The sequence below is a fragment of the Ruegeria sp. HKCCD6157 genome, from assembly GCF_013110685.1.
Classification (GTDB): domain Bacteria; phylum Pseudomonadota; class Alphaproteobacteria; order Rhodobacterales; family Rhodobacteraceae; genus Ruegeria.
This window is the reverse complement of the sequence record NZ_WVRB01000001.1, coordinates 1,572,237-1,593,517: the sequence shown is the minus strand read 5'-3', so window position 1 is coordinate 1,593,517 and position 21,281 is coordinate 1,572,237. Positions and strand designations below refer to the sequence as shown.

Annotated in this window: 18 protein-coding genes; 8 read left to right on the top strand and 10 right to left on the bottom strand. The window is 58.1% G+C overall.

Going from position 1 to position 21,281, the window contains the following annotated elements:
- Positions 1 to 117 precede the first annotated feature (117 nt).
- On the bottom strand, positions 118 to 1,617 hold the full coding sequence (locus GS612_RS07645) for a CoA-acylating methylmalonate-semialdehyde dehydrogenase (protein WP_152457866.1): 1,500 nt from the start codon (positions 1,615 to 1,617) through the stop codon (positions 118 to 120).
- Positions 1,618 to 1,721: 104 nt separating this feature from the next.
- Here GS612_RS07645 and GS612_RS07640 point away from each other — a divergent pair, with 104 nt between their 5' ends.
- The 3 genes from GS612_RS07640 to coaD all read left to right on the top strand — a co-directional run bounded on the left by GS612_RS07640 (position 1,722) and on the right by coaD (position 3,699).
- Positions 1,722 to 2,624 (top strand): LysR family transcriptional regulator, encoded by a 903-nt coding sequence (locus tag GS612_RS07640; RefSeq protein ID WP_171168314.1) that lies wholly within the window; start codon positions 1,722 to 1,724, stop codon positions 2,622 to 2,624.
- 60 nt (positions 2,625 to 2,684) lie between these two features.
- Positions 2,685 to 3,122 carry a CBS domain-containing protein gene (locus tag GS612_RS07635; protein WP_171168312.1) on the top strand — a complete coding sequence of 146 codons (438 nt, stop codon included), beginning with the start codon at positions 2,685 to 2,687 and terminating at the stop codon, positions 3,120 to 3,122.
- An 85-nt stretch (positions 3,123 to 3,207) separates the two neighbouring features.
- The gene (gene coaD / locus GS612_RS07630) at positions 3,208 to 3,699 is read left to right on the top strand and encodes a pantetheine-phosphate adenylyltransferase (RefSeq protein WP_171116110.1); all 492 of its coding nucleotides are present in this window, start codon (positions 3,208 to 3,210) and stop codon (positions 3,697 to 3,699) included.
- On the opposite strand, the gene gap (GS612_RS07625) is transcribed toward coaD, so the two are convergent.
- The 3 genes from gap (GS612_RS07625) to gap (GS612_RS07615) form a co-directional block, all read right to left on the bottom strand.
- The gene (gene gap / locus GS612_RS07625; protein WP_171639563.1) at positions 3,691 to 4,695 is read right to left on the bottom strand and encodes a type I glyceraldehyde-3-phosphate dehydrogenase; all 1,005 of its coding nucleotides are present in this window, start codon (positions 4,693 to 4,695) and stop codon (positions 3,691 to 3,693) included. The genes coaD and gap (GS612_RS07625) overlap by 9 nt on opposite strands.
- An 82-nt stretch (positions 4,696 to 4,777) precedes the next feature.
- On the bottom strand, positions 4,778 to 4,921 hold the full coding sequence (locus tag GS612_RS07620; RefSeq protein ID WP_171116107.1) for a hypothetical protein: 144 nt from the start codon (positions 4,919 to 4,921) through the stop codon (positions 4,778 to 4,780).
- Between the two features lie 72 nt (positions 4,922 to 4,993).
- Positions 4,994 to 5,995 carry a type I glyceraldehyde-3-phosphate dehydrogenase gene (gene gap / locus GS612_RS07615; RefSeq protein ID WP_171639562.1) on the bottom strand — a complete coding sequence of 334 codons (1,002 nt, stop codon included), beginning with the start codon at positions 5,993 to 5,995 and terminating at the stop codon, positions 4,994 to 4,996.
- Positions 5,996 to 6,176: 181 nt separating this feature from the next.
- Here gap (GS612_RS07615) and GS612_RS07610 point away from each other — a divergent pair, with 181 nt between their 5' ends.
- Positions 6,177 to 7,136: a DUF808 domain-containing protein gene (locus GS612_RS07610; protein WP_171228683.1), complete on the top strand. Its 960-nt coding sequence runs from the start codon at positions 6,177 to 6,179 to the stop codon at positions 7,134 to 7,136.
- Between the two features lie 56 nt (positions 7,137 to 7,192).
- Here GS612_RS07610 and tkt read toward each other — a convergent pair whose 3' ends face one another.
- The gene (tkt, locus tag GS612_RS07605) at positions 7,193 to 9,217 is read right to left on the bottom strand and encodes a transketolase (RefSeq protein ID WP_171639561.1); all 2,025 of its coding nucleotides are present in this window, start codon (positions 9,215 to 9,217) and stop codon (positions 7,193 to 7,195) included.
- A 236-nt stretch (positions 9,218 to 9,453) separates the two neighbouring features.
- Between tkt and GS612_RS07600 the strand changes: the two genes are divergently transcribed.
- The 3 genes from GS612_RS07600 to GS612_RS07590 are packed head-to-tail and all read left to right on the top strand — an operon-like array spanning position 9,454 to position 11,047.
- Positions 9,454 to 10,308: a hypothetical protein gene (locus GS612_RS07600; RefSeq protein WP_171204700.1), complete on the top strand. Its 855-nt coding sequence runs from the start codon at positions 9,454 to 9,456 to the stop codon at positions 10,306 to 10,308.
- Complete coding sequence (locus GS612_RS07595) at positions 10,308 to 10,703, top strand: cell division protein ZapA (RefSeq protein ID WP_171116096.1); 396 nt, start codon at positions 10,308 to 10,310, stop codon at positions 10,701 to 10,703. Before GS612_RS07600 ends, GS612_RS07595 begins: the two co-directional genes overlap by 1 nt.
- A complete protein-coding gene (locus tag GS612_RS07590; protein ID WP_171639560.1) occupies positions 10,700 to 11,047 on the top strand; it encodes an MliC family protein in 348 nt (115 codons plus the stop codon). The genes GS612_RS07595 and GS612_RS07590 overlap by 4 nt, the downstream gene beginning before the upstream one ends.
- A 6-nt stretch (positions 11,048 to 11,053) precedes the next feature.
- Here GS612_RS07590 and grxD read toward each other — a convergent pair whose 3' ends face one another.
- The 5 genes from grxD to GS612_RS07565 form a co-directional block, all read right to left on the bottom strand.
- Positions 11,054 to 11,416 (bottom strand): Grx4 family monothiol glutaredoxin, encoded by a 363-nt coding sequence (gene grxD, locus GS612_RS07585; protein WP_171639559.1) that lies wholly within the window; start codon positions 11,414 to 11,416, stop codon positions 11,054 to 11,056.
- A 66-nt stretch (positions 11,417 to 11,482) separates the two neighbouring features.
- A complete protein-coding gene (locus GS612_RS07580; RefSeq protein WP_152457878.1) occupies positions 11,483 to 11,719 on the bottom strand; it encodes a BolA/IbaG family iron-sulfur metabolism protein in 237 nt (78 codons plus the stop codon).
- A 135-nt stretch (positions 11,720 to 11,854) separates the two neighbouring features.
- A complete protein-coding gene (gene purL, locus GS612_RS07575) occupies positions 11,855 to 14,014 on the bottom strand; it encodes a phosphoribosylformylglycinamidine synthase subunit PurL (RefSeq protein WP_171639558.1) in 2,160 nt (719 codons plus the stop codon).
- A gap of 180 nt (positions 14,015 to 14,194) precedes the next feature.
- Entirely contained in the window at positions 14,195 to 16,441 is a 2,247-nt protein-coding gene (locus GS612_RS07570) for a mechanosensitive ion channel domain-containing protein (protein WP_171362914.1), read from the bottom strand.
- Between the two features lie 271 nt (positions 16,442 to 16,712).
- Positions 16,713 to 17,621, bottom strand: coding sequence for a LysR family transcriptional regulator (locus tag GS612_RS07565; RefSeq protein WP_171639557.1), 909 nt, complete (start codon positions 17,619 to 17,621; stop codon positions 16,713 to 16,715).
- 169 nt (positions 17,622 to 17,790) lie between these two features.
- On the opposite strand from GS612_RS07565, the gene GS612_RS07560 reads away from it, so the two are divergent.
- Positions 17,791 to 21,210 carry an indolepyruvate ferredoxin oxidoreductase family protein gene (locus tag GS612_RS07560; protein ID WP_171639556.1) on the top strand — a complete coding sequence of 1,140 codons (3,420 nt, stop codon included), beginning with the start codon at positions 17,791 to 17,793 and terminating at the stop codon, positions 21,208 to 21,210.
- The last annotated feature ends 71 nt before the right edge of the window (positions 21,211 to 21,281 follow it).

The following is a 21,281-nucleotide window of genomic DNA, read 5'->3' as shown; positions in this document are numbered from 1 at the left end:
AGAGTGAACCACTTGAATTTCCTGTGACCGAGCGGACGAAAGCAGGTTTTCGGCGGAAAGATGCAAAAAGCCCGGCCATTTAACGGGCCGGGCTTCAAGCGTCAGGAAACTGTGGGATCAGTCCATTGCTTTGAAGTTGAACTCGCCACCTTCCTTGATGCCCGACGGCCAGCGTGCGGTCACGGTTTTGGTGCGGGTGTAGAACTTGAAGCTGTCCGGGCCGTGCTGGTTCAGATCGCCGAACATGGATTTCTTCCAACCGCCGAAGGTGTGATAGGCCAGCGGAACCGGAATCGGAACATTGATGCCGACCATTCCGATGTTCACACGGCTGGCAAAGTCACGTGCGGTATCGCCATCGCGGGTAAAGATCGCGGTGCCGTTTCCGTATTCGTGATCCATCGCCAGTTTAAGGGCCTCTTCATACGAACCCGCGCGCACGGTGGACAGAACCGGGCCAAAGATTTCCTGTTTGTAGATGTCCATCTCGGGCGTCACGTGGTCGAACAGGTGCGGGCCAACAAAGAAGCCGTCCTCATAGCCTTGCAGGCTGAAGTCGCGGTTGTCGACAACCAGTTTCGCACCCTGTTCGACGCCTGAATTGATCAGGCCCAGAATGCGCTGTTTGGCGGCGGCGGTCACAACCGGGCCCATGTCGACATCATCGCCGGCAGTGTAGGGGCCAACCTTCAGCTTTTCGATGCGCGGCACCAGTTTTTCGATCAGTGCGTCCGCGGTCTCTTCACCCACGGGAACAGCAACCGAAACGGCCATGCAACGTTCGCCAGCCGCACCGAAACCGGCGCCAACCAGCGCGTCCGCCGCCTGATCCAGATCGGCGTCGGGCATGACGATCATGTGGTTCTTGGCACCGCCGAAGCACTGTGCTCGTTTCCCATTCGCGGTTGCGCGGCTGTAGATATACTGTGCGATCGGGGTTGAACCCACAAAGCTGACGCCCTGGATGATCTCGCTGTCGAGGATGGTGTCGACCGCTTCCTTGTCGCCGTTCACGACCTGGAAAACGCCTTTGGGCAGGCCTGCTTCGACGAACAGTTCAGCCAGCATCAGGGGCACGGACGGGTCGCGTTCGGACGGTTTCAGAACAACGGCGTTACCGCAGGCCAGGGCAGGGCCAACGTGCCAGAGCGGCATCATGGCCGGAAAGTTGAACGGCATGATCGAGCCGACAACACCCAAAGGCTGGCGCATGGAATACATGTCAATGCCGGGGCCCGCGCTGTCGGTGAACTCACCCTTCAGCATCTGAGGTGCGCCAATGCAGTATTCGATCACTTCCAGACCACGCTGCAAATCACCCTTGGCGTCGGGGATGGTTTTGCCGTGCTCGCGGCTCAGCGCTTCGGCCAGTTTGTCCATGTCGCGGTTCATCAGGCCGACCATGGCCATCATGACGCGCGCGCGCTTCTGCGGGTTGGTTGCGCCCCATGCGGGCTGGGCCGCGGCGGCGGCCTCGATCGCGGCGGTGGTTTCCGCTGCACTGGCCATCGGGCACTTGTATTGAACTTCGCCAGTTGCCGGGTTGTAGACGTCGTCGAAACGACCGGACGTTCCGGCGACCATTTCGCCGTTCAGGAAATGGGTCAGGTCTTGCATCAATAGCTCCTCCGATAGATTTGCGCGCAGAATAGGCTTGCAGAAATCCCGCGAACAGAGGCAATGTCTCAAAAGAGTTTTGCAAAAATGCAAAAGGGATCAAAATGACCCCAAATTGGGATGATATGCGGATTTTCCTGGCTGTTGCGCGCGAGGAAAGCCTGTCTTCCGCTGGTCGTATCCTGAAGATCGACCCTGCCACCGTCGGTCGACGCATTGCGCGCCTGGAGGCAACGCTGGATTCCACATTGTTCACCAAGTCGCAGCAAGGCTATGTTCTGACCCCGGCGGGCCAGCGGTTGTTGGAACACGGGCTGCACGCAGAAGAGGCGATGCGCGCGGCGGCCGGGGCGGTAACCGGACCAACGAAAACGCTTAGCGGGCAAATCCGGATTGGTGCGCCGGACGGCAGTGCCAACTACCTGCTGCCGCAGGTGTGTGCCAAAATCAGCGACGCAAACCCTGATCTGGACATTCAGATCCTTGCGCTTCCGCGTGTGATCAACCTGTCCCGTCGCGAGGCGGATATGGCGGTTACGGTCAGTGCGCCGACCGCCGGTCAGCTGTTGGTGAAGAAGGTCAGCGACTACAAGCTGCACATGGTCGCGACCGAAGAGTATCTGAAGCGACATGATCCGATCCGGAGCATAGCTGACCTGAAGGGCCACAGGTTGATCGGCTATATCCCTGACATGATCTTTGACCGGGAACTCGATTACCTGAATGACATTGGCGTTGACCGTGTCGCTCTTGCATCGAATTCGGTATCGGTTCAGCTGCGGCAGGTCTGCCTGGGAACAGGGGTTTGCGTGGCGCATGATTTCACGTTGCCGTTCCACCCGGGGCTTCGGAAAATCCTGACGGATCAAGTGAGTTTGACGCGCAGCTTCTATCTGGTCAGGCATCAAGGTGACCAGCGCAACGAGCGGTTGAACCGCTTTGCGGATGCCCTGACACGCGGTATTCGCGATGAAGTGCTTCGTTTGGAAGCAGGTCCCGACGCTTGACAGGTCGCGGCAATCGCGCAACGCTTTGGAATAAGTGTTATTATTCCGGAGGTATTCTTCATGCTAGTCCAGGCCATCCTGAAGTCCAAAGCGACAGATGGTGTCGTGACCGTGGCGTCAACGGCGACAATCTCAGAGGCCTCGAAGATTCTTGCGGACAAGCGGATCGGAACGGTCGTTGTTTCCGACGACGGTGGCGAAACCGCGGCCGGCATCCTGTCGGAACGAGACATCGTCCGGGAACTGGCGGCCAGCGGCAGTGGTTGTCTGAACCAACCGGTAAAGTCTTATATGACCCAAGACCTCGTCACGGCGACGCGCCAGACCACCGTGGAAGACATTATGTCCCGTATGACAGAGGGGCGCTTTCGCCACATGCCGGTGGTTGAAGATGGAAAACTTGTAGGCATTGTCACTTTGGGTGATGTGGTGAAGGCTCAGCTTTCCGAACTTGCGATGGAAAAAGATGCCCTTGAAGGCATGATAATGGGGCACTGACGACAAGGGTTGCCCAAGCAATCACTTGCACCTGCAGCAAAGTTATGTTTGCTTGCGCAGAAATTTTGTTGCGCAGGAGGGCGCGATGCGGGTTGGATTGTATCCTGGAACCTTTGATCCCATCACCATGGGGCACATCGATATCATCCGTCGAGCGGCAGCTTTGGTGGACAAACTGGTTATCGGTGTGGCCATCAACCGGGACAAGGGCCCTCTGTTCTCGCTGGAAGAGCGTGTGGCCATGATCGAAGCGGAATGCGCCAGGCTGTCCGAGCAGACCGGAACCGAAATCATCGCGCATCCCTTCGAAAACCTGCTGATTGATTGTGCGCGGGATGTAGGCGCGCAAATCATCGTGCGCGGCCTGCGTGCGGTTGCCGATTTCGAATACGAATTTCAGATGGTCGGCATGAACCGGGCTCTGGACGATTCGATCGAGACCGTGTTCCTGATGGCCGAAGCGCGCCATCAAGCGATCGCGTCCAAGCTGGTGAAGGAAATCGCCCGGCTGAACGGGGACGTGTCGAAATTCGTCACGCCCCGTGTCAATGATGCGTTGAAAGAAAGGTTAGGCTAGGGCACCCATTGCGGCCGCTGTATCCAGCATCCGATTTGAAAAACCCCATTCATTGTCATACCACGCCAGCACACGAACCAGCGTGCCATCAGTGACTTTGGTTTCAGCCAATGACACGGTCGAGCTGTGCGGGTCGTGATTGAAGTCGATGGAAACCAGAGGACGGCTTTCCGCGGCAAGAACGCCGGGGATTTTGGCAGCCGCATCGACGAACAGTTGGTTGACCTCTTCTTCGGTCGTCGGGCGTGAAACCTCGGCCACAAGATCAACGACCGAGACATTGGGGGTTGGAACACGGATGGCCTGACCGGTCAGTTTTCCTTTGAGTTGCGGCAGCACTAGCCCCACGGCAGCGGCCGCACCGGTTGTCGTAGGGATCATCGACAGCGCCGCCGCTCGGGACAGGTAGGGATCTTTTCCCACTGTATCATGCACCGGCTGGCTGGCAGTGTAAGCGTGAACAGTGGTCATATTGCCGTGCTTGATACCAAGGCCGGCATCCAGAGCCGCAGCAACAGGAGACAGGCAGTTGGTGGTGCAGGATGCGTTTGAGACCACCAGATCATCGGCGGTCAGCTCGCCATCGTTGACGCCAAAGACGATGGTTTTCACACCGCCGTCACCTCTGGCCGGGGCAGAGATCAGAACTTTCCTGGATCCGTTCTTGAAGTGACGTTCCGCCGCTTCGCGCGTACGGAACACACCCGTACATTCCAGAACGACGTCAATGTCAGACCAGGGCAGATCCTCGGGGTTGCGCTCGCTGCTCAGCCGAATTGGACCACCGCCCACGTCCAGACCTGCATCGCTGAGCGTAACCGGGTTGGGGTAGCGGCCGTGAACGCTGTCAAATTCAAACAGGTGCGCGTTCATTTCGGGTTTGCCAAGATCGTTGATCGCGACGATCTCGACGTCCGTACGTCCGCTTTCCATCACCGCGCGCAGAACTCCGCGCCCGATCCGTCCAAATCCGTTGATCGCCAGTTTCAAGGTCATGGTCTGCTCCGTCCAAATGTCTCAGCAAGATGAGTTAGCGCTAACAATGACAGATCAAGCGAAATGTCAAGGAAAACCTCAGTCACCGCCAGAAAGCGAGCCAGTCCAGAAAGTCGTAAAGCTTCTTTCCGAGGAAAAGCAGATGTTCGGTGCCGTACAGCGCCACATCCAGCATGATACCGCCGAGCAGAAGAAGGCCGAGCCAGATAGCGATTTGGTTGGTCATGGCTGTCCCGAACGTAAAATGCCCGCTCAGATAACCTGAGCGGGCATCAAGGTACAAGCGAAGTCCGAAGGGTCAGTTAAGGCGGCCCATCGCAACAGCTACGTCGGCCATACGGACCGAGAAGCCCCATTCATTGTCGTACCAGGCCAGAACGCGGACCATGCGGTCATCGACGACGCGGGTCTGATCCGGTGCAAAGATCGAGCTTTCCTCGGTGTGGTTGAAGTCGGTCGACACCAGCGGAGCGGGCTCAAATCCCAGAACGCGCTGCATCGGGCCCTTGGCGGCCTCTTCGACGATCGCGTTGATTTCCGCCGTGCTTGTGTCGCGCGAGGCACGGAACGTCAGGTCCACAGCCGAAACATTCGGGGTAGGGACGCGAATGGCGGACCCGTCCAGACGGCCTTTCAGGTTTGGCAGAACTTCACCCAGCGCCTTGGCGGCGCCGGTCGAGGTCGGGATCATCGACATTGCAGCAGCGCGGGCGCGGTAGAGGTCGCTGTGGCGACGGTCCAGTGTCGGCTGGTCGCCTGTGTAGGCGTGGATGGTCGTCATGATACCGTGTTCGATACCGACGCCCTCGTCCAGCACCTTGGCCAGCGGGGCGAGGCAGTTGGTCGTGCACGAACCGTTCGAAATCATGTTGTCATTGGCGGCCAGCGTGTTGTGATTGACGCCGAAAACAATGGTCTTGTCCACGTTCTTGCCCGGAGCCGACAGCAGAACCTTGCCGGCGCCGCGTTCCAGATGCGTTTTGGCCTTCAGGCCATCGTTGAACTTGCCGGTGCATTCGAGGACGACGTCACAGCCTTCCCAGTCCAACTCGGTCATGTCGTAGGTCGAGAACATCTGCATCGGGCCGCGACCCAGATCCATGGTATTGCCGTCAATGGTGATGTCGCGCGGAAAACGCCCGTGAACACTGTCATATTTCAGCAGATGCGCCGAGGTTTCCAACGGGCCAGTTGCGTTGACTTTGATCACTTCGATGTCGTTGCGCCCGGACGCGGCGATGTGCGACAGGGTGCAGCGGCCAATACGGCCAAAACCATTGATACCGACCTTGATGGTCATATGACGTCTCCAGATGCGCTTGCTTTGAGGGCCATATAACGGCGAAAAGGGAATCTCAAAAGGGCAAAAACGGCATATTTTTAAGGTGTTAGCGCAAACCTGCGCCGGTTGCGCTAACGCTTGCGCTAGCCGTTGGATCAGGTAGGGTCCGGTTGGCGACAGCAAATTGAAGGGAAACGCGATGAGTGGTCTTTTGGCCCTGTTGGATGATGTGGCGGGCATTGCCAAAGTTGCGGCGGCATCAGTGGATGATGTGGTCGCGGCGGCAGGCAAAGCGGGGGCCAAAACCGCCGGTGTGATCATTGATGACGCAGCAGTGACGCCGAAATACGTGCAAGGTTTCGCCCCGGCGCGTGAACTGCCGATCATCTGGCGCATTGCGCGCGGGTCGATCTTCAACAAGATCATACTCTTGCTGCCCGTCGCCTTGTTGCTGGCCAATTTTGCGCCGTGGCTGATCACGCCCTTGTTGATGCTTGGCGGGTCATATTTATGTTTTGAAGGGGCCGAGAAGATTTTTCATGTGCTGTTTCCTCATGGCAGCCACGTGATTGAGGACGATATGAAAAACCGCGATCCGGGCCACCTGGAAGAGCAAAAGGTCAAGGGCGCCATCAAGACCGATTTCATTCTGTCTGCCGAGATCATGACCATTGCATTGGCGGCGATCGAAGCCCCGAACCTGTGGATGCAGGCCGCGACGCTGGCCGTTGTCGGGATCGGCGTGACGGTGGCCGTCTATGGGTCCGTCGCGTTGATCGTGAAAATGGATGATGTGGGGCTTTATTTGGCGCAGAACGCGCCAACACCTATCGGTCGCGGTCTGGGCCGTGGGTTGGTCAAGGCAATGCCCGGAGTGATGAAAACACTGTCCATTGTCGGAACTGCGGCGATGCTGTGGGTGGGGGGCTCGATCGTCATCCACGGGATGGAGGTTCTGGGCTTTGGCTGGCTGGGCCATCATATCCATGATTGGGCCTATGCCATTGGGCATTCCGTCTCTGAACAATGGGTTGGTGCGGTTGAGTGGGTATCCAAGGCCACGATGGATGGCGTATTTGGTTTGGCGTGGGGATTGGTTTTGATCCCGGTGGCGACCAAGATAATCATGCCGCTGTTCAGCAAATCCGAAACGCATTGAAACCGAAATGAAAAGGGCGGCCAAGGCCGCCCTTTGCTCGATCAGAAGGGACTGTCTTACAGTCCCAACAATTCCTTGACCTTGGCCACGGTTGCTTCGGCCGTGATGCCGAAATGCTTGTACAGCTCACCGGCAGGGGCCGAGGCACCAAAGCTGGACATGCCGACGAAGCCTGCCTTGGCTTCGCGGCCACGCTCGCCCAGCAGCCAGCGATCCCAGCCACCGGCGCGCACGGCGGCCTCGATGCCGACGCGGACCGGACCGGCAGGCAGTACCCGCTTGCGATAGGCTTCGTCCTGCTGTGCGAACAGCTCCATGCAGGGCATCGAGACGACGCGGGTGCCGATGCCTTCGGCTTCGAGCATCGCTTTGGCTTCCATGGCCAGCGAAACCTCTGACCCGGTGGCAATCAGGATCGCCTGACGCTTGCCCTCGGCCTCGGCCAGAACATAGGCGCCTTGTGCGGTCAGGTTCTTGGTCTTGTGATCCTTGCGCACGGTCGGCACGCCCTGGCGGGTCAGCGACAGGACCGAGGGGCTGTCCTTGAAGGTCAGCGCCAGTTCCCAGGCTTCGGCGGTTTCGATCGTATCGGCGGGGCGGAACACATAGGTGTTCGGCGTCGCGCGCGAGATGGCCAGATGTTCCACCGGCTGGTGGGTCGGACCGTCCTCGCCCAGACCGATCGAGTCATGGGTCATTACGAAAACCGACGGGATCTTCATCAGTGCCGCCAGCCGCATGGATGGGCGGGCATAATCGGTGAAGGCCATGAAGGTACCGCCATAGGGGCGGATACCGCCGTGCAGCGCCATACCGTTCATCGCTGCGGCCATGCCGTGTTCGCGAATGCCGTAGTGGATATAGCGGCCCTTGCGGTTTTCCGGCAGGAACACGCCCATATCAGCCGATTTTGTGTTGTTCGATCCGGTCAGGTCGGCTGAGCCGCCAACAGTCTCGGTCATGATCGGGTTCACGACGTTCAGAACTTTTTCGGACGAGGCGCGGGTGGCCAGTTTCGGCTGCTCTTCAGACATCTGCTTTTTGAACGCACGAATGGCGCCAGCCAGCCGCTTGGGGGCCTCAAACGCATAGGCGCGTTTGAATTCGGCCTGTTTCCTCTCGGAAAGCTGCGCGAAACGTTCTTCCCAAGCCGCACGTTCGTCTGCACCGCGTGCACCAATGGCTTCCCAGGCGGTTTTGACGTTGGCTGGAACTTCGAATGTGTCGTGCGGCCAGCCATAGGCCTCTTTCGCGGCTTTCAGCTGATCCTGATCTGTCAGCGCCCCATGACCTTTCGAGGTGTCCTGCGCAGCATGACCCAGAGCGATATGGGTTTCACAGGCGATCATGGTTGGTTTCTTGGACTTTTTCGCCTGAACAATGGCCGCATCGATGGCTTTGGGGTCATGACCGTCGATCTCAATCACGTGCCAGCCAGAGGCCGCAAACCGGCGGACCTGATCGGTGCGATCGGCGATATCGACAGTGCCGTCGATGGTGATGTTGTTGTTGTCCCAGAAGACGATCAGTTTGCTCAGCTCATGACGGCCGGCCAATGTGATCGCTTCCTGACTGACACCTTCCATCAGACAGCCGTCGCCCGCGATCACGTAAGTATAGTGATCCACGACCTTCTTGCCGTAATGCGCGCGCTGGATTTCCTCGGCCATGGCAAAACCCACGGCGTTCGAGATACCCTGACCAAGCGGGCCGGTCGTGGTTTCAACACCGTCGATCAGAAAGTTTTCAGGGTGGCCCGCGGTCTTGGCGCCCAACTGGCGGAAATTCTTGATGTCTTCCAGCGTCACGTCGGCATGACCGGTGAGATAGAGAAGTGAATAGACCAGCATCGAACCGTGACCAGCCGACAGGATGAACCGATCGCGGTCCGGCCAGTTCGGGGCCGAGGCGTCGAATTTCAGGTGCTTTTCGAACAGAACGGTCGCAACATCGGCCATGCCCATCGGCATACCGGAATGGCCGGAATTTGCGGCGGCGACGGCGTCAAGGGTCAGGGTGCGGATGGCCGCAGCTTTGTCCCAGTGTTCGGGGTTGGCTTTGCGCAGCGCAGTCAGGTCCACGGGCGTTGTTCCTTTGGATAAAAAGCAGATTGCGCGCTCAATACCATTCAACACCCAAAGTGCAAGCGGAACCGGGCTTTGGCAACGCCCGATAGGTGAAGAGCGCGGCCCAAGTGATTGAAACCAAACAGTGGGTATTTTCTGTCGCATTCCGTTAGACTGTCGGTAAGCGGGATTCGGTATTGATTCGGATCACTTCGCGACAGAATGAACCTTGATAAAGAGGTGACAGGGGCATGAGCCAGTTAGAGGAACTACAGCACCGTATTATTGCTGCGATGGACCGTATCAGTGCGGGCGTCGAAGGGTTGGGCGGTGCGTCCCGGAACGCTGAAGTAAATGAGGGGCTTCAGGCCGAACTTGAAGACGAAAGAGTTGCCAATGCGCAGCTTCAGGAACGACTGAAGACCCTGAAAGAGCAGCACGAAAAACAAGTGGACGCGTTGCGTGCTGATCTGGAAGAGTTGCGCACGGAACCAGCGGATGCCCCAGACGCGGATGCGCTGCGCGCAGAGCTGGAGGAAGCCCGGGCGAAAATCGCGTCTGTCGAAGCGGCCCGCGCCGAGCTGGCCGAGGCCAAGGCGGCCTTGGACAACAGTGCCGAACTGGACGCGTTGAAGGCCGAGAACGAAAGGCTGCGCGCCGAACTTGACGGCATCGAAGATCCTTCGGCGGTGAAAGCCGAGCTTGAGCAATTGCGTGAATTGCTTGCTCAGGCAAAAGAAGTCGAGGCGGAAAACAGCCGCCTCAAGGCAGAGCTTGAAGATACGGTACGGGTCGATGATCTGAGCGCCGAGCTTGAGATGCTGCGGGCCGAACGGGCCAGCCATGGCGCTGCGATGTCCCGCCTGGATGACGATCTGCAACGTATGCGCAAGGCGAACGAGCAGTTGCGGAATTCGGTCGAAGAGTTGCGTTCCGCGGCCGCAGAAGGGCTGACGGACGCTGAATTGCTGAACCGCGCCACCGTTGCCGAGCTTGAGGCGACGCGCGCGGCGCAGGCTTCGGACGCCGCCGAAGCGCAGGCCGTGTTGGCACGGTTGGAACCTCTGCTGTCGCAGGCAAAACTTGTAGAAGGTGAGGTAGAGTAATGCCCGAAGTAACCATTCATATTGGCGGGCGGGGTTTTGATGTGTCTTGCCGGGACGGGGAAGAACCCTTTCTGCACGCGGCCGCCAAAATGCTGGATGACGAAGCGCAGGTTCTGTCAGATCAGATTGGGCGGATGCCCGAAGCGCGGATGTTGCTGATGGCCGGTCTGCTGCTGGCCGACAAGACGGCGGCAACGGAAGACAAGGTCAAGTCGCTGGAGGCCAGGCTGGCCGAGGCCGAGGCCGAGCTTCAATCACTGAGAAACGCGCCCGCGCCGGAACCTGAACGTATTGAAGTCGCGGTGGTGCCGCCATCCGTCACTGATACGCTGGCCGAGCTGGCAGCTCGTGCGGAAGCGCTGGCTTCGGTCGTTGAGGAGAAGAAGGCACAATGACCTATCTGCGCAATTTCTTCTTCGGTGCTTTGCTTGTTTTCCCGGCAACAGCGGCACTCGCCGAAATCGACATTCTGTCTGTCACCTTTACCTGCGAGAACGGCGTGCCGTTGCCGGTGACCTATTTCAATGCGCCCGACGGTTCAGGCGCGGCGGCGACGATGGTGGACAATACTCTGGTCGCGATGCGTCAGGTCGAAAGCGGATCGGGCATCCGCTATGAATCTCTCGGAGCCGAAGGAACCTATATCCTGCGCTCAAAAGGCTGGAACGCGTCGATCAGCTATTTGGCGGCGGGTGCCGCCAATGAGCAGGCGATTTATCGGGACTGTTCCAGCCGATAGGCAGGATTACGCGTTTGCTTCGCGGATTTTGTCGGCTGCTTCCTTGTTGTAGCCGACACCGTTTTCATCAAAAAGCGCGTCCAGCTCACCCGAAAGGGTCATCTCGGTGATGATGTCGCAACCGCCTACGAATTCGCCTTTTACATACAGCTGCGGCACGGTCGGCCAGTCGGAATAATCCTTGATGCCCTGACGCACGTCTTCGTCGGCCAGCACGTTCACGTCGGTGTATTCGACGCCCATATAGTTCAGAACGCCGGCCACGCGGGACGAGAAACCACATTGTGGCATCTCCTTGGTGCCTTTCATGTACAGCACCACGTCATTGGCTTTGACGGTTTCGTCGATCTGGGTTTTCACATCGGTCATTTTGCGTTTCCTGTTCGTTTCTCCAGCGGGAGAGTCATATGTTCGCCTCGAAAGAAGCCGAGAAGCTTATTCCGGCACTTTGGTGGTGAGCGCCAGCGCGTGCAACTCTCCATCCGGGCCATCCATCTTGCCTTTCAGAGCCGCATAAACGGCGCGTTGCTGTTGGACCCGGTTTTTTCCGCGAAAGCTCTCGTCCACCACCATGGCAGACATATGAACACCGTCATTTCCGCCGACCTGAATCTCGGCGTCGGGAAAGGCTTCGCGCAGCAGGTGTTCGATTTCGTGGGCGCTCATCGGCATGTAGGTAACTCCAGAAGGTCTTTCCCAAGATGTAGAGCGCATGAACCGGGCGTGCAAGAGCACTGGCACATGCGAAAACAACCAATCCCGCACCGGCTCACAGCGCGGGTTTCGATTGGCATTCGTGTGGCGTTGTCAGGCGACGGCTTCGGCAAAGCTGTTGCGGTAAATCGCGGCAAGTTCATCAAGCGAGGCTTCCGAGCTACCGATCTTCACCGTATCGCCGGTGAAACGACCAACCGCATTCAGTGGAACGCCGGCCTGACCGGCCGCAATCATCAATGCCTCGGCCTGATCGAAATTGCACGCAACAAGATAGCGGGCCTGATCTTCACCGAACAGGAATTCAGTCGGGGCGTCGTCGAGACATACGCCAACGCCTGCGGCTTCTGCCAGTTCGAAGGCAGCCAGAGCGATACCACCATCGCTGAGGTCGGTGCAGGCCTTGATCATCTCGCGGTTAGCGCGGATGAAATCACCGTTGCGCTTTTCGGCATCCAGATCGACATGCGGGGCGTCGCCGTCTTCGCGGTTGAACACCTCGGCCAGAAGGGCGGATTGACCCAGATGCCCCTTGGTTTCACCGATCACCAGCACAACGTGGCCTTCGCGCACTTCGTTGCCGATGACCTCGTCCGAATGCTGCAACAGGCCGACTGCGCCAATGGTGGGGGTCGGCAGAATGGCTTGTCCGTCGGTCTCATTGTACAGAGAGACGTTGCCCGACACGATCGGCATATCCAACGCGCCGACTGCGGCGCCGATGCCCTGTATGGCACCGACAAACTGGCCCATGATCTCGGGCTTTTCAGGATTGCCGAAGTTCAGGTTGTCCGTGGTGGCCAGCGGCTTGGCTCCGACGGCGGTCAGGTTCCGATAGGCTTCGGCCACGGCTTGTTTGCCGCCCTCGAAAGGGTTTGCGCGCACATAGCGCGGGGTCACGTCGGATGTGAAGGCAAGCACCTTGTCGGTCCCGTGGACGCGGACCATGCCCGCACCCAGACCCGGCGTGCGGACGGAATCCGCCATCACCATGGTGTCGTATTGTTCATAGACCCACTGCTTGCCGGCGTAGTTGGGCGATGCGAGCAGGGCGCGCAGCCCGTCAATCGGGTCGATCTGGGGCACTTCGGCCAGTTCCTCGGCCTGTGGCGTAGGCTCCCATGGGCGGTCGTATTCCGGCGCGGTGGAAGACAGTTTGGACAGAACCAGATCGGCTTTGACTTCGCCGTTATGCATGATCAGAAAGCGGTCTTCGGCAATGGTTTCGCCAACGATTGCGAAATCAAGATCCCATTTTTCGAACACGGCGCGGGCCTCGGCCTCAAGCTCGGGGTTGAGGACCATCAGCATACGCTCCTGAGACTCGGACAGCATCATTTCATAGGCTGTCATGTTTTCTTCGCGCTGAGGAACGTTCTCCAGATCAAGACGCACGCCAAGGCCACCCTTGTCACCCATTTCAACGGCCGAGCAGGTCAGGCCTGCCGCGCCCATGTCCTGGATCGAGATCACCGCACCGGTCCGCATCAGTTCCAGCGTCGCCTCCATCAGGCGTTTTTCGGTGAAAGGGTCGCCGACCTGAACGGTGGGGCGCTTTTCTTCGATTGTGTCGTCGAATTCGGCGGATGCCATGGTTGCACCACCCACACCATCACGACCGGTTTTTGCGCCCAGATAGACGACAGGCATACCCACGCCCGACGCGGCCGAATAGAAAATCTTGTCACTGTCAGCCAGACCGGCCGCAAAGGCGTTCACAAGGCAGTTGCCATTGTATGCGGGGTGAAAGCGCACTTCGCCACCGACGCAAGGCACGCCGAAGCAGTTGCCATAGCCACCGATGCCCTCGACCACGCCGTTGACCAGTTGACGGGTCTTGTGATGGCCGGGTTCGCCAAAGGACAATGCGTTCATGGACGCAATGGGACGCGCGCCCATGGTAAAGACGTCGCGCAGGATGCCCCCCACGCCGGTCGCCGCACCCTGATAGGGTTCGATATAAGACGGGTGGTTGTGGCTTTCCATCTTGAAAACCACGGCCTGACCGTCGCCAATGTCCACCACGCCTGCGTTTTCACCGGGTCCGCAGATCACCTGGGGCCCAGAGGTGGGCAGGGTGCGCAGCCATTTCTTCGAAGATTTGTAGGAACAGTGCTCGTTCCACATGGCCGAGAAAATGCCGAGCTCGGTGAAAGTAGGTTCACGCCCGATGATCTCGAGGATCATGTCATATTCCTCGGGCTTGAGCCCGTGTGCGGCAATCAAATCGGGTGTGATGGCGGGCTCTTGCATCTTCTGTCCTGTGTCCAAGTGGGCCGAGATTGCGCGCCTTGTAGGGCAAGCGCGCGCGTGTGGAAAGGGTCAAGACGGCGCAGGTTGCGTCTTTCAAAGAAAAACGGAACCGGCATCACTGCCGGTTCCGGATGAATGCGCCCCGAAATGGGTGCATGCAGCTGGCGTGGGCCGCGAGGGTTACGCCGATCCCTGATCCTTGTTGAGCTGCGCTGCGGCTGCGGCACCAACGGCCGTCTTTTGTTCCGGGGTCAGGTTTTCATTGTCGTCCAAACCCGGAATTGCAACGCGCACTTCGCGGCGGGCAAAGTCGATGCCGTTTTCCTTGAAGGCCGCCTTGACCCGGTTGAAGATCTCCTTGCGCAGTGTGAACTGCTTGCCGGGCTTGGCCATGAACTTGCCGCGGATGATCATGCCGACATCGTCAAAATCGAACACACCTTGCGATTTGAACGGTTGCAGGAAGCCATCCTTGTGGGTCTCGTCCTCCATCATTTCAGCGCCGATCTTCTTGAAGATCTTCTTGACCTTGTTGGGATCGGTGTCGAACGGCACGGTGAATTTCAGCTTCATGATCACCCAGTCGCGGCTGAAATTTGTCAGCTTCTGAATCTCACCGTAGGGAATCGTGTGTACGGGGCCGCGATGGTGACGCAACTGCATCGAGCGAACCGAGATTTTCTCGACAGTTCCCATCGTGCCACCGACATCGACATATTCTCCGACGCGGAAGGCATCGTCGATCAGGAAGAAAACCCCGCCCACGATGTCAGCAACCAGCTTCTGCGCACCAAAGCCGATCGCCAGTCCCAGAACACCGGCGCCGGCCAAAAGCGGCGTGATATTGATGCCCAATGCGCCCAGCGCCAGCAGGCCAAAAATCACGGCAATCGTAATCTGGGCCGTGATCCGCATCAGAGGCAGAACCGTCGCCAGACGAGAGCCACCGGCACCGCCGCCTTCACCGCCTGCCTCTTCGTCCAGGGCTTCGGCCGCAGTCTGTTCCCTGGCCAGTCGGCGGTTGATCCAGAGCGAGACGACCTCGTTCAGGATATAGCCAACGGCGATGATCAGCAGGAATTCGATCACAGCCCCGCCGACTTCGGCACCGACACCGGCCGAAGCGACATTGCGCAGGTCAAGATGCCATGCGCGTGCAATCATGAAAACAACGACCAAGCCGGCGATAACGCGACCAATCCGGATATAGCTGCGTTTCGCGGAACGGTAGGCGCGTTCGGCAAGAGGACCTTCGCCCGACATTGGCGGTTGCAAATGCCGCACGAGACCGCGGATCAGCGTATCTAGCGCAGGTGCAATCAACAACCAGAACATCGTCGTGAAATGCGCACCGCTGGTCAGCAATCTCAATGTTGCCGGGTCACGCTGCGCGACCAGGAACTCGACCAGCAGCCAGATTGCCACCGAAACGCCGATGGCAAAATAGGGGTAATAATGCGCAACTTCCTCATCGAATTTCGTGTGATCCGGGTCTGTCCCAAGCATCATCTGCGACAGTCCTTCGCGCGCGGTCCAGGCGATTACGGCGATATAGACGTGAATTGCAGCGTTCAGCCAGAAGCCAATGCGGGTATCGTCACCCGTGACGCCATTGAGCGCGTTGAACCGTACGACGAACAGCGTGAACCCGATCAGGATCAACAGGCCGATCAGGTTGCGGTGCAGGTACTTTGCCCAGTGGTCGTCGATATTGACCAGCCGAAACTGCGGCTTTTCCGGTGCCAGAACAAACCGGGACGCTGCTGCACCCAATCGCGGCACCCAGATAAGATAGAATACAAACGGTGCAGCATAGGTGATCTGTTCCGTCGTCAGAAGACCGCGGCCAACCGCGCGGATCACGACATAGAAAATGATCAGCCCGGCGATTTCGCGGCAGAACCGACGAAACAGGTATCTGACGGCGCCCCAAAGGTCGGCCTCGTCCGCCGCTTCGGTCGCTTCATGCCAGCGACGTGTCAGGAAGATGAACAGCTTTTCCGCAATGAACCCGACAACAAGCACAGAAAGGACAAGCCCCATAAGTGTAAAGACACCGGTCGTTCCGAATGTATCGCTAAAATTGCTGAACGCGGTAATCTGCGCGGTGATTATGTTGGGAGCGGTGGTCAGAACATGTGTCCAGGATGCGACCATGGCTGCCCAAATCTCGCTTATCTCGGTCAACGGGTCTTCTACGTCCGCCTTTTCGGCGGCTTGTTTTTCCGCCACGGCATCAAGGCGTTCCAATAGAATTGCGCGAACCTGATCATCGGACATGCGTGCAACAAGATCGTCGACCTGTTCGGGTGTCAGGTCTTCCGGAATGGCCACTGTAGAAGTTGAGCCGGCGTCCTGTGCATACAGTGGCACTGCCATGAACAATGCGGAGACGAGCGCCAAAACCAGGCGGAGTGGGTGGAACATGTATTTTCCCTCAAACACGAAATTGTATCGTTTTTTTAGGGATCATATGCCTATGCGTGTATTTTTCCCAGAGCTTTCGCTGACTTAATGCAGGGTCCAGCCAAAAAAAAAGGCCGAGCTATGAGCTCGGCCGTAGTCCAACAGGGAGGTATGAAGATGATGAGCGTTTCAGCATCACCGCCTTCGAGTGCTCATTTAGGGGTCAGTTTGTGAACGTTCAAGGCAATTAACCCTGTGAACACTTCATGTCCGTTATGCTATTTACGCATAGCTACAGTTTTCCCATCTGTTTCAGTTGTTTACGCTGTTCGATGATTTCGTCCTGCACGAAGTCGCGAAACGCGCCAACGCGTTTTGAATGCCGTAATTCTTCCGGGTAGGCCAGATAAACCGGAACATCTGCGGTTTCGATGTCTGACAGGATGGGCACGAGGTGCGGAAAATCCTGAGTGACATAATCGGGCAGAACACCGATGCCCAGATTGTGCAAAACGCCCTGAAGCACACCAAAATAGTTGTTCACAGTCAGCAAGGACCCGGGATTATAGGTCATCAGGTGGCGCACCATGGCGGCACTGGCCCCAACCTGCGGCGCCGCAGGGGTCTGACAAATCAGACGGTGGTCCTTGATCTCTTCCAGAGACTGCAACATGCCGCCGTGGTTTTCGATATACTCCTGGGTTGCATACAACATCATCTGAACGGTCATAAGGCGCTTGCGCACCAGATCAGCCTGGCTGGGCTCTTTCATGCGGATGGCGACGTCCGCTTCGCGCATCGGAAGATCCAGAACGCGTTCTTCAAGCATCAGGTCGATGTTAAGGTCCGGGTATTGCTCATAAAGTTTCGGCAAGCGCGGTGCCAGCCAGAGCGTTCCAAAGCCGAAGGTCGTCGTGACACGCAAAACACCAAAGACTTCTTCCTCGCTGTCCCGAATACGCGCGGCTGCGGCATCCAGCCGTTTCGACATGGCGGATGTGGCGTCAAACAACAACTCGCCCTGTTCGGTGAGAATCAGTCCCCGCGCGTGACGGTGGAACAGGGTGGCATCCAGAGACTCTTCCAATGCGCGGATCTGTCGGCTTACGGCGGATTGAGACAGGTTCAGCTTGTCTCCGGCGTGCGTAAGGCTGCCCGCATCGGCCACCGCGTGAAATATTCTAAGCTTGTCCCAATCCATCACCGCAACTTTCGTTATCTTTCAGAAGCCCTATATGAAATAGGTAACAAGTTCTACATTCAAAGGACGAAATCGTTACATATCAGTGGATAAATTCTATACAGGTCAGAAATTATGACCTAAAATGAATCCAAGTAAAGCACACTGATCTGACGAGGGGAGACGTCTGATGAGCCAGCCACAGATAACGCTGAACGACCGGTTCGATCTTGAGAAAAACCCGGTTCTTCTGAATGGAACGCAGGCGCTTGTGCGCTTGATGCTGATGCAAAAGGCCAGAGACCGGCAAGCGGGCCTTAACACCGCGGGATTGGTCACCGGATACCGCGGGTCTCCTTTGGGGGCAGTAGATCAGCAAATGATGCGGGCCCAAAAGCCACTGGCCGAAAGCGATATCACGTTTCAGTTCGGTTTGAACGAAGACCTGGCAGCCACCGCGCTTTGGGGCAGCCAGCAGGCGGGTCTGCGCGGCGACGGCAAATTCGATGGCGTCTTCGGGCTTTGGTATGGCAAGGGGCCGGGCGTTGACCGGTCCGGTGACGTCATGCGCCACGCAAACATGGCAGGGACAGCTAAACATGGCGGTGTGCTCATGGCGATGGGCGATGACCATACCGGCGAAAGCTCGACGGTGTTGCATCAGTCGGAATGGTCGCTGGTCGACATGTACATGCCGATCGTCAGCCCGGCTGGCGTTCAGGAAATCCTTGATTATGGAATTTATGGATTTGCACTCAGCCGTTTCGCGGGGGTCTGGGTAGGCCTGAAGACGATGAAAGACACGATCGAAGTCACCTCGGTCGTGGATGGAAGTCCGGACCGGATGCAAATGGTCATCCCAGAATTCGATATGCCGGAAGGGGGGTTGAACATCCGGTTGGGCGACACGCCGCATCTACAGGAAACGCGTGTCATCGATTACAAAAGGTTCGCGGCCGAAACGTTTTCACACGCCAACAAGCTGGACAAACGGATGTGGGGCAAACCCGGCGCCAAGATCGGCTTTGTCGCGGCGGGCAAGAACTGGTTGGACCTGACACATGCGCTTTCGCTTCTGAATATCGACGAAGCCGAGGCCGAGCGTCTGGGGATTACCACGTACAAGGTGGGGCAGACTTTCCCGCTGGATATGGCCGGATTCCACGACTGGGCCGAGGGGCTGGACCTGATCGTGATCGTCGAGGAAAAGCGCAAGCTGATCGAGGTTCAGGTCAAAGAGGCCATCTTTGACGATCGGCGCGGACGCCGGGTCTATGGCTGGTACAAAGGCGGTGCCGGGACATTGCACCGCGAAGAACTGTTCCCGACGCGCGGTGCGCTTGACCCGATCATGATCGCTGAAAAGCTGGGCGAGATTCTAATTGAAGAGGGGCGCGAGACCGATGGTATCCGGGCCGGGCTGGCGTCTTTGTCAGAAGCGCGCCGGGCCGACAACGCACAGGAAATAGCAACGCGGCTTCCGTATTTCTGTTCCGGCTGCCCGCATAACAGCTCGACCAGGGTGCCGGAAGGCAGCCGCGCCTATGCCGGCATCGGCTGCCACTACATGGTTCAATGGATGGATCGCGAGACGACCGGTTTCACTCAGATGGGTGGGGAAGGCGCCAACTGGATCGGCGAGGCGCCGTTTTCGACGACCAAGCACGTGTTCCAGAACCTTGGGGATGGCACGTACAACCATTCGGGCGTTCAGGCGATCCGGGCTGCGTTGTCCGCAGGCACGAACATCACCTTCAAGATATTGTTCAACGACGCGGTTGCCATGACCGGCGGGCAGGACAATGAAGGCGACCTGACCGCCGAACGGATCGTTGCCGAGGTCAAGGCAATGGGTGTCCGAGAGGTGGCCCTGGTTTACGATGAAAAAGAGGACGTCAACTTCAAGGCTCTGCCCGCCAGCGTTCAGACATACGAGCGTGCCGATCTCATGCAGGTGCAGGAGAAGTTTCGCGAGATCGAGGGCGTATCGGTCATCGTCTATGTACAAACCTGCGCTGCCGAAAAGCGCCGCCGCCGCAAGCGCGGGACATTCCCCGATCCCGACAAGCGTGTGTTCATCAACACCGATGTCTGCGAAGGCTGCGGCGATTGCGGTGTACAGTCAAACTGCGTGTCGATCGTTCCCAAACAGACCGAGTTGGGCCGCAAGCGGGCCATAGATCAATCGAGCTGCAACAAGGATTACTCGTGCTTGAACGGTTTCTGCCCGTCTTTCGTGACGCTTGAGGGCGCGAAAATTCGCAAAGAGGCGACGACCGAAATTGATCTGCCAGATTTGCCAACACCAGATCTGCCGAAGATCACCGGCACGCACAACGTCGTGATTACCGGCGTCGGCGGTACGGGTGTCGTCACCATTGGCGCCATCCTTGCGCAGGCGGCGCAGATTGACGGAAAAGGCGCGGGCATGATGGAAATGGCGGGGCTGGCGCAGAAAGGCGGCGCAGTCCACATACACTGTAGATTGGCCAACCGCCCCGAGGATATCAGCGCGATTCGCGTCGCCACTGGCGAGGCCCACGCGCTGATCGGCGGCGATCTGGTGGTCTCGGCAGGCGCAAAGACGTTGGGCCTGACGCGCACTGGACGTACGGGGGCCGTCGTGAACAGCCATGAAACGGTGACGGGCGACTTCACGCGTGATACCGAGTTTCGCATTCCGGCGGATCAGCTGGAACTGGCCCTGCAAGCGCGGCTGAAAGAAGATGTCTCGCTGTTTGATGCGACCGAGCTGGCGCGCGCGGTGATGGGGGATTCAATCTATTCCAACATGATGATCTTCGGCGCGACCTGGCAGCGCGGGCTGTTGCCGGTCAGCCATCAGGCGATCTTTGAGGCCATCGAATTGAACGGCACGGCGGTCGAACGCAACAAACGTGCGTTTGATATTGGACGTTGGGCGGTTCTGCACCCGGAAGACGTGCAATCCATCCTTGCGCCGACCGTGGCTGAGATGCCTAAGACACTGGATCAGATCATCGCGTTTCGCGCGCAGCACCTGACGGAATATCAAAGCGCCCGGCTGGCCAAGCGGTACCGCAAGCTGGTGGACAGTGTCGAGGACGCGGATGTGTGCGAAGCGGTGGCAAAAGGGTATCACAAGCTGTTGTCGTACAAGGACGAATACGAGGTTGCGCGCCTTCTGCTGACCAGTCGGGAAAAAGCGGCGGCCGAGTTTGATGGTGATTTCAAGATGACCTTTCACCTTGCCCCGCCGATATTCGGCGGATCAGGCAGCAATGGCAGGCCGAAAAAGCGTGCCTTCAGCGAATCCATCCTGACTGCATTGAAGCTGTTGACCAAACTCAAGGCATTGCGCGGCACACCACTGGACATTTTTGGGTATTCATCCGAACGCAAGATGGAGCGCGCCCTGATCCGACAGTATGAAAAGGACATGCGCGAGGTTCTGCCCCTGGTGTCGCAGGACACCCGTGATGCGATTGCCGCCCTGGCCCGTTTGCCGCTGGATATCCGCGGATTTGGGCCGGTACTGCGGGAAAATGAGGCCAAGGCTGCGAAACGGCGAGAAGAGCTGCTGGCCGTCATCCGCAGCGGTGGGCCTGAATTGCAAGCTGCGGCAGAGTAATTCGTCACAAGGGTGTCACGATAGCTGGTCAAACCTGTTGCTTGTACTTATTTTGCGGGCAGCAAAACGGA

Excerpts from the sequence above, each read along its gene's own strand:
- GS612_RS07600 (WP_171204700.1), top strand. The coding sequence starts at position 9,454 with ATGAGCCAGTTAGAGGAACTACAGCACCGTATTATTGCTGCGATGGAC.
- grxD (WP_171639559.1), bottom strand. The coding sequence starts at position 11,416 with ATGACCGATGTGAAAACCCAGATCGACGAAACCGTCAAAGCCAATGAC.
- GS612_RS07570 (WP_171362914.1), bottom strand. The coding sequence starts at position 16,441 with ATGTTCCACCCACTCCGCCTGGTTTTGGCGCTCGTCTCCGCATTGTTC.
- GS612_RS07580 (WP_152457878.1), bottom strand. The coding sequence starts at position 11,719 with ATGCCGATGAGCGCCCACGAAATCGAACACCTGCTGCGCGAAGCCTTT.
- gap (WP_171639563.1), bottom strand. The coding sequence starts at position 4,695 with ATGACCTTGAAACTGGCGATCAACGGATTTGGACGGATCGGGCGCGGA.
- GS612_RS07595 (WP_171116096.1), top strand. The coding sequence starts at position 10,308 with ATGCCCGAAGTAACCATTCATATTGGCGGGCGGGGTTTTGATGTGTCT.
- GS612_RS07610 (WP_171228683.1), top strand. The coding sequence starts at position 6,177 with ATGAGTGGTCTTTTGGCCCTGTTGGATGATGTGGCGGGCATTGCCAAA.
- GS612_RS07560 (WP_171639556.1), top strand. The coding sequence starts at position 17,791 with ATGAGCCAGCCACAGATAACGCTGAACGACCGGTTCGATCTTGAGAAA.
- GS612_RS07635 (WP_171168312.1), top strand. The coding sequence starts at position 2,685 with ATGCTAGTCCAGGCCATCCTGAAGTCCAAAGCGACAGATGGTGTCGTG.
- GS612_RS07620 (WP_171116107.1), bottom strand. The coding sequence starts at position 4,921 with ATGACCAACCAAATCGCTATCTGGCTCGGCCTTCTTCTGCTCGGCGGT.
- coaD (WP_171116110.1), top strand. The coding sequence starts at position 3,208 with ATGCGGGTTGGATTGTATCCTGGAACCTTTGATCCCATCACCATGGGG.
- GS612_RS07565 (WP_171639557.1), bottom strand. The coding sequence starts at position 17,621 with ATGGATTGGGACAAGCTTAGAATATTTCACGCGGTGGCCGATGCGGGC.
- GS612_RS07645 (WP_152457866.1), bottom strand. The coding sequence starts at position 1,617 with ATGCAAGACCTGACCCATTTCCTGAACGGCGAAATGGTCGCCGGAACG.
- gap (WP_171639562.1), bottom strand. The coding sequence starts at position 5,995 with ATGACCATCAAGGTCGGTATCAATGGTTTTGGCCGTATTGGCCGCTGC.
- GS612_RS07590 (WP_171639560.1), top strand. The coding sequence starts at position 10,700 with ATGACCTATCTGCGCAATTTCTTCTTCGGTGCTTTGCTTGTTTTCCCG.
- GS612_RS07640 (WP_171168314.1), top strand. The coding sequence starts at position 1,722 with ATGACCCCAAATTGGGATGATATGCGGATTTTCCTGGCTGTTGCGCGC.
- purL (WP_171639558.1), bottom strand. The coding sequence starts at position 14,014 with ATGCAAGAGCCCGCCATCACACCCGATTTGATTGCCGCACACGGGCTC.